15 protein-coding genes are annotated in these 14,096 nt (G+C 69.4%); 4 read left to right on the top strand and 11 right to left on the bottom strand.

The features are described from left to right. Positions 1–199 precede the first annotated feature (199 nt). Positions 200–1,306 (bottom strand): DUF222 domain-containing protein, encoded by a 1,107-nt coding sequence (locus tag ABD212_RS11770; RefSeq protein WP_344094830.1) that lies wholly within the window; start codon positions 1,304–1,306, stop codon positions 200–202. 192 nt (positions 1,307–1,498) lie between these two features. Here ABD212_RS11770 and ABD212_RS11765 point away from each other — a divergent pair, with 192 nt between their 5' ends. Further along, on the top strand, positions 1,499–2,278 hold the full coding sequence (locus tag ABD212_RS11765; RefSeq protein WP_344094828.1) for an LLM class flavin-dependent oxidoreductase: 780 nt from the start codon (positions 1,499–1,501) through the stop codon (positions 2,276–2,278). 2 nt (positions 2,279–2,280) lie between these two features. On the opposite strand, the gene ABD212_RS11760 is transcribed toward ABD212_RS11765, so the two are convergent. From ABD212_RS11760 to ABD212_RS11740, 5 genes are read right to left on the bottom strand one after another with little or no spacing between them, the layout of a single operon-like run. Then, a complete protein-coding gene (locus ABD212_RS11760; protein ID WP_344094826.1) occupies positions 2,281–2,631 on the bottom strand; it encodes a PRC-barrel domain containing protein in 351 nt (116 codons plus the stop codon). Then, positions 2,618–3,034, bottom strand: coding sequence for a hypothetical protein (locus ABD212_RS11755; RefSeq protein ID WP_344094824.1), 417 nt, complete (start codon positions 3,032–3,034; stop codon positions 2,618–2,620). The genes ABD212_RS11760 and ABD212_RS11755 overlap by 14 nt, the downstream gene beginning before the upstream one ends. After that, the gene (locus ABD212_RS11750; protein WP_344094822.1) at positions 3,031–4,263 is read right to left on the bottom strand and encodes an NRAMP family divalent metal transporter; all 1,233 of its coding nucleotides are present in this window, start codon (positions 4,261–4,263) and stop codon (positions 3,031–3,033) included. Before ABD212_RS11750 ends, ABD212_RS11755 begins: the two co-directional genes overlap by 4 nt. Continuing rightward, positions 4,260–4,670 carry a hypothetical protein gene (locus tag ABD212_RS11745; protein WP_344094820.1) on the bottom strand — a complete coding sequence of 137 codons (411 nt, stop codon included), beginning with the start codon at positions 4,668–4,670 and terminating at the stop codon, positions 4,260–4,262. The genes ABD212_RS11750 and ABD212_RS11745 overlap by 4 nt, the downstream gene beginning before the upstream one ends. A gap of 56 nt (positions 4,671–4,726) precedes the next feature. Further along, on the bottom strand, positions 4,727–5,422 hold the full coding sequence (locus tag ABD212_RS11740; RefSeq protein ID WP_344094819.1) for a TetR/AcrR family transcriptional regulator: 696 nt from the start codon (positions 5,420–5,422) through the stop codon (positions 4,727–4,729). Positions 5,423–5,529: 107 nt separating this feature from the next. Between ABD212_RS11740 and ABD212_RS11735 the strand changes: the two genes are divergently transcribed. The 3 genes from ABD212_RS11735 (at position 5,530) to ABD212_RS11725 (ending at position 8,510) form a co-directional block, all read left to right on the top strand. Beyond that, complete coding sequence (locus tag ABD212_RS11735) at positions 5,530–6,336, top strand: sugar phosphate isomerase/epimerase family protein (protein ID WP_344094818.1); 807 nt, start codon at positions 5,530–5,532, stop codon at positions 6,334–6,336. Then, positions 6,336–7,469, top strand: a complete 1,134-nt coding sequence (locus tag ABD212_RS11730; RefSeq protein WP_344094817.1) for a Gfo/Idh/MocA family protein — start codon at positions 6,336–6,338, stop codon at positions 7,467–7,469. Before ABD212_RS11735 ends, ABD212_RS11730 begins: the two co-directional genes overlap by 1 nt. Before the next feature lie 99 nt (positions 7,470–7,568). After that, positions 7,569–8,510, top strand: a complete 942-nt coding sequence (locus ABD212_RS11725) for an aldo/keto reductase (RefSeq protein WP_344094816.1) — start codon at positions 7,569–7,571, stop codon at positions 8,508–8,510. Here ABD212_RS11725 and ABD212_RS11720 read toward each other — a convergent pair. Genes ABD212_RS11720 through ABD212_RS11700 form a run of 5 tightly spaced genes read right to left on the bottom strand, consistent with a single transcriptional unit; the run spans position 8,476 to position 14,080 of the window. Further along, complete coding sequence (locus ABD212_RS11720; RefSeq protein WP_344094815.1) at positions 8,476–9,636, bottom strand: glycerate kinase; 1,161 nt, start codon at positions 9,634–9,636, stop codon at positions 8,476–8,478. The two genes, ABD212_RS11725 and ABD212_RS11720, sit on opposite strands and share 35 nt — an antisense overlap. Then, the gene (locus ABD212_RS11715; protein ID WP_344094813.1) at positions 9,636–10,937 is read right to left on the bottom strand and encodes an ADP-ribosylglycohydrolase family protein; all 1,302 of its coding nucleotides are present in this window, start codon (positions 10,935–10,937) and stop codon (positions 9,636–9,638) included. The genes ABD212_RS11720 and ABD212_RS11715 overlap by 1 nt, the downstream gene beginning before the upstream one ends. Before the next feature lie 3 nt (positions 10,938–10,940). After that, positions 10,941–12,122, bottom strand: coding sequence for an ROK family transcriptional regulator (locus ABD212_RS11710; protein ID WP_344094811.1), 1,182 nt, complete (start codon positions 12,120–12,122; stop codon positions 10,941–10,943). Positions 12,123–12,128: 6 nt separating this feature from the next. Continuing rightward, positions 12,129–13,061, bottom strand: a complete 933-nt coding sequence (locus ABD212_RS11705; RefSeq protein WP_344094809.1) for a carbohydrate ABC transporter permease — start codon at positions 13,059–13,061, stop codon at positions 12,129–12,131. After that, positions 13,058–14,080, bottom strand: coding sequence for a carbohydrate ABC transporter permease (locus ABD212_RS11700; RefSeq protein WP_344094807.1), 1,023 nt, complete (start codon positions 14,078–14,080; stop codon positions 13,058–13,060). The genes ABD212_RS11705 and ABD212_RS11700 overlap by 4 nt, the downstream gene beginning before the upstream one ends. Positions 14,081–14,096: the final 16 nt, after the last annotated feature.

Genomic DNA, 14,096 nt, shown 5'->3' with positions numbered 1-14,096 from the left:
TCCACTGGTGCCACTCGAGGAATCGGTGATGGAACCAGCAGAGCATCACGCCGTTGTCGGTGTGCGTGGGGCCGCCGTGCGCGGACTCGACGACATGGTGGATTTCACACCATGCAGCCGGAACTGCGCACCCTGGAATGATGCAGCCACCGTCGCGCAAAGCGATCGCGCGCCGCTGATGGCGGTTGAACACCCGCTCCTATGTGCCGATCTGGACAATGCGCCCGTCTTCGCTGATCACGATTCGCTGCATCGCGCCGGCGCAGGCGACTCGATGGGCGGCACCTATCGGCATCGGCTCGATGCAGCTGTCGGAATGCGCCAGCCCACGCCCGTCCAGGAGATCGGATTCGCGAACCGCGACGACGAGCGTCGGTGCCGAGCCGCCAATGGTGGGCAACGTGCCGCTCGCGGCCGCTGCGAACAGGGCAGTGGCCAACGCATCGTGACGGCGCTGTGCCGGGCGTCGCTCATCGGGCGGGACGAAGTCGGACCCGTCAGCGGCGCCATCCGCCTCGGGGTGGAAGCGCACGCCGCCTGTGTCGTCATCCCCGCGAGGGTGGGAGAGTGCGTCGCAGATGCGCTGAAACTGCGCGGCGACCTCCGGCAGGAGGGCGCCGTGGATGGGGACGACCCCACTGCGAGGCCGGCCCAGCGAAATCGTGCGCGCATGGAGAGCCTCGCGCTCGCGGGGTTCGCTGCCGTCTGGGTCGAGCGCGCTCGCCCACGCTGTCGCGTGCAAGCGGAGGATGTCGGCACTCGCCGCGGGCGCGGCATCCGGACCGTCACCCCGAGCCGTCGCCGCAAGCGCCTGATCGGCGGCCAGCACGGCATCTCGTTCGACACGTCGCTCGAGATCGGCGAGCGCGCCTGCGACCGCGAGAACTCCGTCGACGCCGACCACACCGTCGAGGAGCGCCTCGCGGATCGAAGGCAGTCGAGCAGGCAGCTTCCCACCCGTGATTGTCGATGTCTCGCGATCAACTGCTCGGGCCGCCCGCTGCAGCCGCGACGCGGACTGGGCACTGAGGAGAGTGGTGCGCTGCACCAGTTCAATCACGTCGTGGCACCCGAACCGCGATGTCAGCCGAGCCTCTCGGTCGCCGGTCTCGGAGCGACTTGCCACCCGGCCGACGCCCTCGATGAGCAGAGCTTCGGTGTTGCGCAGAAGTCGACCGGCCAAGGTGAGCAGGAGCACAGCGTCAGCGTCGGCGAGCGACTCCAATCCGACTCGCGCGAACCGGCCCACGACCTCTCCGACCTGGCCGGCGAGCCTCGCCAGATCGGCGACTTCGAGGTTGTCCACGCACCCATCCTGGCGAGGGCCTCCGACATTCCGGGCCGCCAAGGGCCCAGTTCAGGCCGGATTTACTCCCTGTTCATAGTCCGGATAAAGCCACACTTGGGGAGGAGTCAACGCCTGTCACTGACCCGTCGAAGGGCCCGATGCGGGCACCTCACCACGTACAGCCACCGGGTCAGGGTGCATGCTGGAACCGTGACAACGCGCGGGCTGGTCTCCATCGGGGTCGCGGCGGCCGTCGGGCCGGAACTCGTCGAGTGGCTGGCGCCGGCGATCGAAGAGGCGGGCTTCCACGCGCTATGGGTGAACGACATCCCCGGGGCCGACGCTCTCGGGGTGCTCCAGGCGGCGGCGAAGGCCACGACGCGCCTCGGGCTCGCGACCGGCGTGCTTCCGGTGGATCGCCGCTCCCCCGCGCGGATCATCGCCGACGTGGCCGAGCGCGGCCTTCCGCAGGAGCGCCTGACGATCGGGGTCGGCGCGGGCCTCGCGACGACCGGCGCGCTCGACCTCGTGGGCGACGCGGTCGCCGAGCTTCGCGACTCTCTTTCGGCGAGGGTCGTCGTCGGAGCACTGGGTCCACGGATGCGCCGGCTCGCCGTCACCGCGGCCGACGGCGTGCTGCTCAGCTGGCTGACGCCCGAGGTCGCACGCGAGCAGGGAGCCGAAGCGCGGGGCGCGGCATCCGGTGCCCATGTCGCGCTCTATGCCCGCACCGCTCTCGATCCCGCCGCGCGTGAGCGGCTGGATGCCGAGGCGCAGCGCTACGCCGCCATCCCCTCGTACACCGCGAACCTCGCCCGCCACAGCATGCCGGTCGGCGACACGGTGCTCGACGCGAGCCGGCAGCTGGTCTCGCAGCGCCTCGAGGCATACCGGGATGCCGTGGACGAGGTCGTGCTGCGCGCCATCACACCCGCCGACAGCACCGAGGACTACATCGACTTCATCGACGGGGCGCGCGCGCTGCTCTGAGTTCAGTCGCTCTCGATCGACGATCGCGGGTTGAGCGGAATGCGCGGCGGCATCACTCCGAGCGCGACGCCGCTATCGTCGATGCGCGCGACGCACTCCCACGGGATGATGCGCGAGTCGCGGTGCAGCCACTCGACGATCCGCGCGATGACGGCGGGCGCGTTGACGGCACCACGTTCGTAGCCGTAGTACGACAGCCTGCTGTGCGGGCTGACGATGAGGGCGATCAGTTCGAGGTCGCCCTCGCGGCGTCCGCGGCGGGCGCCGCGGCGGAAGCGCACGTCGACCACCCGACCGAGCGACTCGCCGTGCGGCGCGCGCACGGGCTGATCGAACAGCTCACTCAGGAGCATGGCGACCTCCCGGGATGCGGGCGATGATCACGTCGCGGAACCAGCGCTCAAGCCAGGTGGCGTCGAGGTCGTCGGCGTGCACGGCGAGCTCGATCACGGTGTCGAGACGCGTGACGTCGTCCCAGGGGATCGGATCCAGGCGCGAGCGCGGCATCCGTCCCCCGAAGATGCGCGGCAGGACCGCGGCCCCGACGAGCAGGGCCGAGACCGTGGGCGGCGTGGAGTGGTCGACCGCCTCGCCCAGCTCGATACCCGACAGCTCGACGTCGTCGACGGTGCTGACCGGCACCCCGTCGGGGTCGAGCATCTGGCGGTCGAGCACCTGCAGCTGTGCGTCGACGCCGCGGCCGTCGGGATCGCGGTACCACTCGAGGGGATGCTGGGGTTTGGTCGCGCGGGTCATGCTGATCCCATTCCGGACACGATGAGAAGAGGGATGGCCGCGACGGCGGCCACGAGGATGATGACGAGGAACACGATCCCGGCGCCGTTCCTGAATCTTCCGTTGACTTCGTCGCCCATGTAGCCGGGATCGTTGGCGACGACGAGGATCGGAAAGTAGGTGAGCGGCAGCGCCACCGCTGAGAACACGACCGAGAGCTCGGTCACGGTGATGGGGTCGACCCCGGTCGCGAGCACACCGCCGCCGATCAGCAGGCAGATGATCATCGCCACGTGGAAGCGCGCGGCCTGCGCCGGCCGGCGGAACTTGCCCCAGCTCCAGCCGAAGAACTGCGCGAGCGTGTAGCCGCTGGACAGGGTCGTCTCGAGCGCCGCCCCGAACGTCGCAGCCAGGATCCCCACGATCACGAAGGCGAGTGCGAGCTGCCCGCCTGCCTGTGCCACGGGGAGCACTACCTGCGACAGCGTCGTCACCTCGATCGCCTGCGGCAGAAGGACGACGGCGGCGCACGCGGCGATCGCGAGCGAGAGGATGCCACCCAGCGGGAACCCCACGAAGACGTTCGCGCGCTCGGTCGCCAGATCCTTGCTCGTCCACTTCTCTTCGACGGCTCCCGACGAGAAGAAGAACACCTCGTACGGCGTCATCGCCGCCCCGAACAGCGCGACGGCGAAGTACCAGTACGACACGGGGCTGTCGGATGCCGGCCCCCAGGGCTGGGTGGCCTGGGTGCCGAGCTGCCCCCAGTCCGGTTTCAGCAGGAACAGCGCCACCACGAACACGATCAGCGTGAGCCCGAGAAGCCCCGCGACGTTCTCCATCGTGCTGAACTTCGTCCGCCAGATGACGATCCAGACCCCGAACAGCGCGACGGGGATCCACAGGCCCGGGCCCACACCGGCGGCCAGCTGCAACGCAAGCGCGATGCCGCCGATCTCGGCCGTCAGGGTGAGCAGGTTGATGAGGAACGAGGCGCCGAGATTCGCGAGCCCCACGCGTGGCCCCAGCCGTTCGCGGATGATCTCGAAGGTCGCGCGCCCGCTCACCGCGGCCACCCGCCCCGCCATGTCGGCGTAGAGGCAGATCCCGGAAACGCCGATGAGCACCACCCACGCGAGGCCCAGGCCGAACTTGGCGCCGACCACGGCGTTGGTGACGAGATCTCCGATGTCGACGAACCCGCCGATGGCGGTGAGGATGCCGAGAGCGACGGCGAAGAGACCCTTCATCCGGTCTTCTCCAGCGCACGCAGGTCTTCGACGGAGGCGGTGAGCGCGTCGAGCCCGGCGGACGGGTCGCCGCCTTGCGCGACGTGCACCGCTTCGAGAGATGCCCGGACGCCCGACAGCGCCTGGGCGCGGTACTCCGCGTCAGCGGCATCCGCCGCCTGGTGCATCTCGAGTTCCTTCTCGGTGCCCGACAGGTTGTCGGCCATGTCGCCGAGGAGTGCCGTGAGCGTGCCGGGCAGGATGCCGCCCTTATCGTCGAGTTCGAGCCCCAGCTGGGCGGAGGCGCCGGAGCTGATCGCAGCCGCCACAGCCGAAGTCAACGCGGGGTCGATCGGCGCCGACGAGCACCCGGCGAGCGCGAGGACCGCCGTCAGGAGGAGGGCTGCTGCACCTGGGCGGCGACTCATCGTCGACCCCTCACTTGCGCTTCGTCCATTGCTGCGGGCCCCTCCCGGAACGGACGCTAGCGGCCCGATCGACGCGCGTCGCGGGGCTTGACAACCACCCGCCGCAGGGTAAGCCGGGGCCAGCCTTTCGGTGGCGTGCCGGGGATCTGCGGGGGTGAGACGAGGGCGTCCAGCAGGGTGAGGGCCGCGTCCTGTGGCGCGTCGGGATCGAGCATCCACTGCGCCTGCAGACCGTCCGAAGCGGCGATGACGAGAGCGGCGATCGCCTCGGGATCGAGGTCAGCGCGGATGCGACCGGCGGACTGGTTCTGTCTCACCCGGGCTGCCAGATCGTGTCGCAGTCGAGCGAACCGCGTCGTCGCGAACTCGTGCGCAGCCGGGTGCCCCTCTTCGAGCGCCGCGGCCACGAGGGTGGAGTAAAGCTGCACGAGCCCGACGACCTCGCGGTTGGCTGCGGCGGATCGTCTCATCATCTCGACGGGGGTGGCCTCGGCATCCACCGGCTTGCGTGCGCCGCCTTGGCGCTCGGACTCGCGGTACACCTCGACGAGCAGCTCCTCGAGCGAGCCGAAGTAATGCGCGAGAGCGGCATGCGTCACGCCCACCTCGCGTGCGATCGCACGCATGCTCGTCCGGTCGGAGCCGCGCTGGGCGAAGACCTCGATCGCGCGGTCGAGGATCTCCTGCCTGCGCGCGACACCCTTCGCGTACGACCCGCGGGACTGCGGTGGGCGAGAGGGTTGGTCGGGCATATCTCCATCCTAGTGGATAAAACCTCCACCTGGAGGTTTTTGTGGTACGGTGAATTCGCGGCCCTGCCGCAGCAAGGTCACCGACGACACTCAAGGAGCACTCACCGATGCCGGTCCTCACCTCCGTCCAGCTGTTCACCGTCAACACGGCACTCGAAGCCGACCTCGACGGCACGCTCGCCGAAATCGCCGCCCGCGGATTCACCGCGGTCGAGCCGTATGACTTCGTCCGCCGGGCCGAGCCCCTCGCCGAATCCCTCAAGGCGCACGGCCTCACGGCCCCGACGGGACACGCCTTCCTCGCGTCCGAGTCGCTCGTCCGTCCCGACGGCAGCGGCACGACGGTCCCCGTCCCCTCCCACGACGAGACGTTCACCGCCGCGAAGACGCTCGGCATGTCGACCGTCATCGACCCGTACGTTGCTCCCGACCGGTGGACCACCACCGAGCAGGTCGAAGAGACCGCGCAGCTGCTGAACGCCGCCGCCGAAGCCGCAGCGGGATACGGAATCCGCGTGGGGTATCACAACCACGCGCATGAGCTCGAGGCGCAGTTCGACGGCGTCACCGGGCTCGAGCTGCTCGCGAGCCTGCTCGACCCCCGCGTGGTGCTCGAAGTCGACCTGTACTGGGCGGCCCGCGCCGGTGTCTACTCCCCGACTCTCCTGCAGAAGCTCGGCGACCGCGTCGTCGCGGTCCACGTCAAGGACGGCACGCTGGACCCCCAGGCGATCGCCGCATACCCGCCGGCCGACCAGGTGCCCGCCGGCCAGGGTGCGGTGCCACTGGCGGAAGCGCTGGATGCGGCATCAGCTCTGGAATTCGCCGTCGTGGAGTTCGACCACTACACCGGCGACATCTTCGACGGCATCGAAGCCAGCCGGGTGTTCCTCGACGAGCGGGCGGCCCGCTGATGGCGGCCGGAACCGTCGGCGTCGGCATCATCGGCGCCGGGAACATCAGCGATCAGTACTTGACGCACCTCACGAAATTCCCCGATGTGCGCTTGCTCGCGATCGGCGACCTGTTCGAGGACCGCGCGCAGGCTCAGGCCGACGCCTATGGCGTCCCGACAGGCGGCGGCATCCCGTCCGTGCTGGAGCACCCGGACATCGAGATCGTCGTCAACCTCACCATCCCCGCCGCCCACGTCGAGGTCTCCGAGGCCATCATCGCCGCCGGCAAGCACGTGTGGAGCGAGAAGCCCATCGGCGTGGACCGCGAATCCTCGCTGGGTCTGCTCGAGAAGGCGGATGCCGCCGGTCTGCGTGTCGGCATCGCCCCCGACACGGTGCTCGGCCCCGGCGTCCAGACCGCCAAGCGCGCGATCGCGCGCGGCGACATCGGGCGGCCGCTGTTCGCGCACACCTCGTTCCAGTGGCAGGGACCGGAGCTCTTCCACCCCAGCCCCGCGTTCCTGTACGCCCGCGGCGGCGGACCGCTGCTGGACATGGGCCCGTACTACGTGTCGGCCCTCATCCACTTCTTCGGCCCGGTTGCCGCTGTCGCGGCGCTCGGGCTGAAGGCCTCCGAGTCGCGGCTGGTGCAGGCCGGGCCCCAGACGGGCGACGACTTCCCCGTCGAGGTCCCATCGACGGTGTCGGTGCTCATGGAGTTCGAGGAGGGCGGGCAGGCGCAGAGCCTGTACAGCTTCGACTCGCCGCTGTTCCGTCACGGCGTGGTCGAGATCACCGGCACCGAGGGCACGATGGTGATCCCCGACCCGAACACGTTCGGCGGTGCCATCCGCATCACGCGTCCGCTCGCCGAGGTGTTCGTGCCGCCCGCACCGGTGATCCAGCAGGTCGACGACGTCCCCCAGGAGGGCGTGCTGGTCGGTCGCGGACTCGGTGTGCTCGACATGGCCCGGTCCATCCGCGAGAACCGTCCGCACGTGGCGACCGGCCGCTTCGGCTACCACGTGCTCGACACGCTGCTCTCGATCGAGGAGTCCGCCGAGGCCCGCCAGTTCGTTCGGGTGGCCAGCACCGTCGACGAGGTCGGGTCCCTTCCCGCGGACTTCGACCCGTTCGCGGCGACTCTCTGACGTCCACCGACTCCGGTCCCATCGGCCTCGTCCGGTGGGACGGGGGTCGGGTCGGCCGACCCGATGACGGGATGCCGCTCCCCCGCCATAATGAACGCCATGACCCTTCGGGACCTCGGCCTCACCGGCATCCGTGTCACCGACCTCTGCTTCGGGACGAGCCCGCTCGCGAACATTCCCGGACTCTACGGGTACGAGGTCGACGAGCAGCGGGCGATCGCGACGGTGCGCGCGGCGCTGCAGAGCCCGGTGCGGTTTCTCGACACCTCCAACGGCTACGGCCGGGACGGCGAGTCCGAGCTGCGGATCGGGGCGGCATTGCGCGAAGCCGGAGGTCTGCCCGTCGATTACGTCGTGGCGACGAAGGTCGATCCGCGTTCGGGATTCTCGGACTTCTCGGGCGCGCGCGTCTACGATTCGTTCCACGAGAGCCTCGACCGGCTGGGCCTCGACCGCGTCGCGCTCCTGCACCTGCATGATCCGGAACGGATCGGGTTCGCGGCATCCGTCGCCGCAGGCGGTCCTGTCGAGGCGCTGCGTGCGCTGAAGGACTCCGGCCGAGTGGATGCCATCGGCGTGGCGGGCGGGACGTTGAGCGTCATGCGGCAGCTCGTCGACACCGGGATCTTCGATGTCGTGCTCACCCACAACCGGTACACGCTGCTGGATCGCTCGGCCGACGCTCTCATCGCCCGTGCGCAGACGCTGGGCATGGGCGTGCTGAACGCCGCTCCGTACGGCGGGGGCATGCTCGCCAAAGGTCCCGCGACCACGAACCGGTACGCGTACGGCGAGCGCGGCGACGCGCAGAGCGCCGCCATGAGGATGCAGGAGGCGTGCGAGCGCTACGAGGTTCCGCTCGCCGCGGCGGCGCTGCAGTTCTCGCTGCGGGATGCGCGCATCACCTCGACCGTCGTCGGCGTCTCATCCCCCGAGCGGATCGCGCAGACGATCGCGCTGGCGGGCCACTCGATCCCCGATGAGCTGTGGGCGGAGCTGGAGTCCCTCACTCCGCCCCGCTCGGAGTGGATCGACGACTGAGCATCGACAGATACGCCGTGACACCGGCCTCGGCAGCGCTCGAGACATACTTCGCGGCCTCGGCGAGCGAGTCGCCGCCGTCGGCGCGAGCCGCAGCCGCCGCCGTCGAGATCACGACGATGCCGTCGCCCGCGAGGTCATCGCCGGTGAACGGCGAGATGCCCGGCACCGCGATGACCGGCACATCGTGGGCGCGGGCCTTCCGGGCGATCCCGACCGGGGTCTTTCCGAACCGGGACTGCTCATCCATCGACCCTTCGCCCACGACCACGACATCCGCCGCGCCGAGCTGCTGCTCCAGCCCGAGGATCTCGGCGAGCGAGTCCACGCCGCTGCGCACGTGAGCGCCCAGCACTGCCATGGCTCCGCCCGAGAAGCCACCGGCCGCGCCGCCGGTGGCCAGGATGTCCGCGTCCGAGACGGTCGCGTAGAGCCCGGCGAGCAGCTCCAGGCGTTCGTCGAGCACCTCGACCGTGGCGGCATCCGCTCCCTTCTGCGGACCGAAGATCCGTGCCGCACCCCGGTCGCCGGTCATCGGGCTCAGCACATCGGCGCACAGCTCGAACTGCGTGTCGCGCAGCCGGGGATCCGCCCGCGACGAGTCGACGGCGATCGCCGAGTCCGACTCGACCGGGTTCACGTCCGCGCCGTCGCCGTCCACGAATCGGAAGCCGAGTGCCCGGAGGGCCCCGGATGCTCCGTCGGTCGTCGCAGATCCGCCGACGCCGATCACGATCTTCGCGACCCCGGCATCCAGCGCCGCGCGGATGAGCTCACCGACGCCCCAGGTGTCCGCGGCGAGGGCTGTCGCGCCGTCCGGCTGCGACACGAGCCGCAGCCCGCTCGCCTCAGCCAGCTCGACGAATGCGGTGTCGTGCCGGATCGCCCAGGCCGCGGCCACCGGGTCGCCCAAGGGTCCGCGAACGGTCGTCACGCGGCGCTCGCCGCCACCGGCGACGACCGCGTCGACGGTGCCCTCGCCCCCGTCCGCGAACGGCAGCTCGACGATGACCGCGCCCGGGTCGGCCCGCCGGATGCCGTCGGCCAGAGCCTTCGCCGCCTCGATCGCGGTGAGCGTGCCCTTGTACTTGTCGGGCGCCACGAGGTACCGCCGGTCGCCGTGCATCACAAGCCGGCGAACGTCGACGCGAGCAGACGAGTGCGGGCTGCGAGCCCGCTGATGCGCGACTGGTCGAATCCGAACACCGCCGACCGGGTGCGGTCGTGGAGCGGGTCGCTGAACTGCGCAGGCAATGCTGACGCGCCGAGCATTCCGCCGAGGACGGACCCGACGGTGGCGCCGTTGGAGTCGGTGTCCCATCCGCCCTGCACCGTGTTGCCGACTCCGACCGCGAAATCTCCTTCGGACCAGAGCAGCCCCGCGGCGATCAGAGCCGCGTTGTTCACGGTGTGCACCCAGTCGTACTGCGCGTTGTCGCGCTGGATCGCGGCGAGAGCCTCGTCCCAGGAGGCACCCGTGCGGTGCAGTTCACGCACCCGGCCGATCGCCTCCGCCAGCCTCGACCCGGGCGGGATCACCGCCATCGATCGTTCGATGACGACATCCACACTGCTCTCGACCAGCGCGCAGGCGGTCAGCGCCGCGCTCCACATCTCTCCGTAGACGCCGTTCGCTCGATGGGAGAGGCGGGCGTCGCGGTACGCCAGCCGCGCCGCGGCGAGGGGACGCCCGGGATGCGTCCACCCGAACGCGTCGCCGCGGATGAGCGCCCCGATCCACTCCCGATACGGATTGCGCCGCTCGGCCGCGAGGTCGACCGGCACGCCGTGGAGGAGGTTCAGGTAGGTCGCGCGTTCGGCTGTGTAGACCCGTGCGTACGGAAGGTACGCGAGCCAGCCCTGCGCCACGTCTGCTGTCGTCATCCCCGGACCGTGCTGCTCGAGGAGCAGGATGCCGAGGATGGCATAGTCGATGTCGTCATCGCGATCCGAGCCGTCGATGTTGCCGCGTGTGGTGTGAGGCCAGTTCTCCTTGAACTCGAAACCTGCGGGCATCGGGGACAGGGCAGGGATGTAGTCGCGCAGCGGATAGCTGCCGGCGAGCTCCAGATACTCGCGGATGCGCGCGCTCGGCCAGGCGGTGCCCTCCTCGACGGGCTTTCCGAGGTTGCATCCGGCAATCCGGCCGAGCCAGGCTCCCAGGTAGCGATCCGCGTCGGGAAGGGGGGCGGGCTGCTCGGGCATCGAGGGCGGAAGGATGTCCTCGAGCGCGTCCGGCTCGTCGTAACGCCAGGATGCCAGTCTCGGCGCGTCCTCGACCTCGCGAAGGATGAGCTCGGCGGCGGCGATGTCGCCGGGATCCAATCCGGCCGCCAGCTCGGCCACCGTCGAAACGTCGTACCCGGACTCACGCCGCTGCCGGACCTCGGCAAGTGCCAGGTCGACAGGGACCAAGGGGTCATGCATGCGTCAACTCGCCGGCCGCAATCTGTCGTCGACCGCTTTGGCCGAGAACGTCTGGTCTATCACCATGTGCCTGGCTCCCTGGATGGCCGCGTCGGCCCCGAGTGAGCTCGCGGCGACGAACAGCTCGCGGGTGGCGAGCGGGATGGTGCGTTCGTAGATCCGATCCCGGACACTCTCGACGAGCACGTCTCCCGGATCGGCCATGATGCCGCCGATCACGACGACCGACGGGTTCAGCAGTGCGACGGAGGTCGCGAGCACATCGCCGATCAGCCGGCCGGCACGCTGGGTCAGCTCGACGGCGCGCGGGTCGCCGAGGTTGACGAGCCGATTGACGTCGCCGGCAGAACGGACGTCCTGGCCCTCCTCTCGCAGCATCCTGACGATCGCCCCGCCGCTCGCCTCGGTGGCGAGGCACCCGACGGCTCCGCACGTGCAGCGGTGGCCGACATCCGCCTCCATGATCCGGATGTGGCCGATGTCGCCTGCACCGCCGGCGATGCCCCGCTCCGGCTGGCCCCGCAGGATGATCCCGGCACCGATGCCGGTGCCGACCTTCACGAAGATCAGGCTCGGCGCGTCCGGATAGCGCTCCCGCGCCTCGCCCATCGCCATGAGGTTCGCGTCGTTGTCGACGAACACCGGCACGCCCAAGTGCTCCCGCAGCGTCTCAGCGATGGGGAAGTCGTGCCAGGCCCGCATCAACGGCGGATGGTTGGGTCGCTGGGTGGAGAACCGCACCGGGGCCGGGATGCCGACGCCGACGCCGACCACGGAGGCGATCGAGCGACCCGACCGCGCGAGCAGCTCGGTCAGGCGCTTCGACAGCGCACGGAGTGTGACCTCGGGCGGCGCCGCGATGTCGATCTCGGCGTGCGCCTGCATGATGATCTGGCTCCCGGCATCGAGGAGCGCCAGGTTGGCGTGCGTCGCACCGATGTCGACCGACAGCACCAGCTGCCGTGCCTCGTCGAAGCTCAGGATGCGCGCGGGCCGGCCGGTCGCCGCGGCCGCCTGGCCGGACTCACGGACATAGCCGGCGGCGATGAGCTGCGACATCCGCAGCGACAGCGTCGATCGCGAGAGTCCGGTGAGCTCCTGCACTTCACGCCGCGTGCGCGCCCGCCCGGATCGCACGAGTTCGAGGATCTCCCCCGCGCTGGCACTGGTGGATGCGGCCGCCATGTCGCATCAGCCTTTCTCTGCGCCCGCGGTCAATCCGCCGGTCAGCAGTCGCTCCGTCAGGAAGAACAGCACGATGATCGGGAGCGTCAGCACCACGGACCCTGCCATCAGCACTGTAGTCGGCACTTCGATGCTCCCCGACAGCTGCGCGAGCCCCAGCGAGACGGTCCACAGCGGGCGTCGATCGACGAGGAAGAGCAGTGCGAAGAGGAACTCGTTCCACGCGATCATGAAGACGAACAGCCCCGTCGCCATGATCGACGGCGTCGCCAGGCGGATGGTGATCCGCCGCAGCACCCCGATGCGGGAGAGCCCGTCCATGAGCCCCGCCTCCTCGATCGACTCGGGCACCGTCTCGAAGTAGTTGCGCATCATGTAGATCGCGACCGGCACCGTCTGCGCGGTGTAGACGAGGACGAGCCCGAGCAGCGACCCGCGCAGTCCCAGTCGCGTGAAGATCACGAACAGCGGGATGGCGATGACGATCGCCGGGAACAGGTAGGTCGCGAGGAAGAGCCCGCTGACCTGCCGCCGCCCGAAGAAGGGCAGCCGCGCGATCGCGTAGGAACCGGGGATTGCGATCAGAAGGGCCAGGATGACGGACGAGATCGCCACGATCGCGCTGTTGCCGAGGAAGGTGAGAAAGCCTTGGCCGCCCTCTGAGACCGGGGCGAGCACCGTCCGATAGGTGTCGAAAGTGAGTTCGTTCCATGCCGGGAAGAACTGGTCCGGGTTGCGGAGCAGGCTCTCGATCGGACGCACCGACAGCATCGCCATGTACGCGAACGGCACGAGGACTGCGATCAGAAACAGCGAGATCGTGACCCAGCGCAGAATACCGAGGAGGGTCCGCTGTCGCCCGGATCCCGGCGCACGGCCCCGCTTGCGGCTGTGAATGATGACTTCTTCGGCCGCGACGATGGAGGCTGTGGTGGTCATATCTTCTCCCCCCTCCGACGCATCATCAAGGTATAGAACGCCAGCATCAAGATGAGCAGGACCGCCAGGACGACCGACATCGCCGAGGCCGCGCCGACGTTACGCTGCACGGTCAGCAGGTCGAAGATCCGCACGCTCGCGACCTGGGTTCCGGCGGCTCCGCCAGTGAGCAGGAATATGTCGTCGAACTCGTTGAAGGTCCAGATCGTCCGGAGTACGGCGAGCACGCCGATCACAGGGATGAGCTGCGGCCAGATGATGTACCGGAACGTCTGCCAGGGGCCAGCGCCATCCACGAGGGCCGCCTCTTCCGGCTCGGTTGAGAGCGCCTCGAGCCGGGCCATGATGAACAGGAAGGCGAATGGGAAGTAGCGCCAGCCCTCGAATGCGATCACCGTCAGCAGCGCCGTCGGAACCGGGATCTGCATTCCGAGCAGATCCCACGTGCCTGTTGCCTGCGACAGGAACGGAATCGGCTTGTCCCAGCCGAGGACGTTCTGGCCGAACTGGTTGACGATGCCGAACTCGGGGTTCAGCATGACCTTCCAGACGAAGGTCACGGCCACCACGGGGGCGACATACGGCAACAGGAACGCGGCGCGCACGAGCGTACGACCCCGGAACGGGCGACGTACGACGATCGCCGCGATGAGTCCGAAGATGATGACCAGGGTGACCGAGCCGATGGTGTACTCGATCGTCGTCAACAGGCTGGTCCAGAGGGCTCCGTTTGCGAAGACGACGCGGAAGTTGTCCAGGGTGAAGTTGCCGAACGGGTTCACGGTGCCGATCTGGATCAGCTTGACGTGCTGGAAGGCGAGGAGCACCGACCAGATCAGCGGCACCACCACCACCATGACGACGATGACCAGCGTTGGGCTCATGAGCCAGAGGCCCGTGCGCGCGTCGTGCTGACGCAGGGTCACCCGCCGCTTGGTCCTGGTCGGCTTCGTGCCGGCCGGCGGGGACGGTACCGTGCCGGTCGCGGCGGGCTCGAGGTTCGTGTCTGCAGCCATCATGTTCTCTCCCGTGTGG

Origin of the sequence: Microbacterium deminutum (genome assembly GCF_039530205.1) — a bacterium.
In the GTDB taxonomy this organism is placed as follows: Bacteria; Actinomycetota; Actinomycetes; order Actinomycetales; family Microbacteriaceae; genus Microbacterium; species Microbacterium deminutum.
The sequence above is the reverse complement of the archived record's forward strand: the minus strand, read 5'-3'. Positions and strand labels throughout refer to the sequence as shown.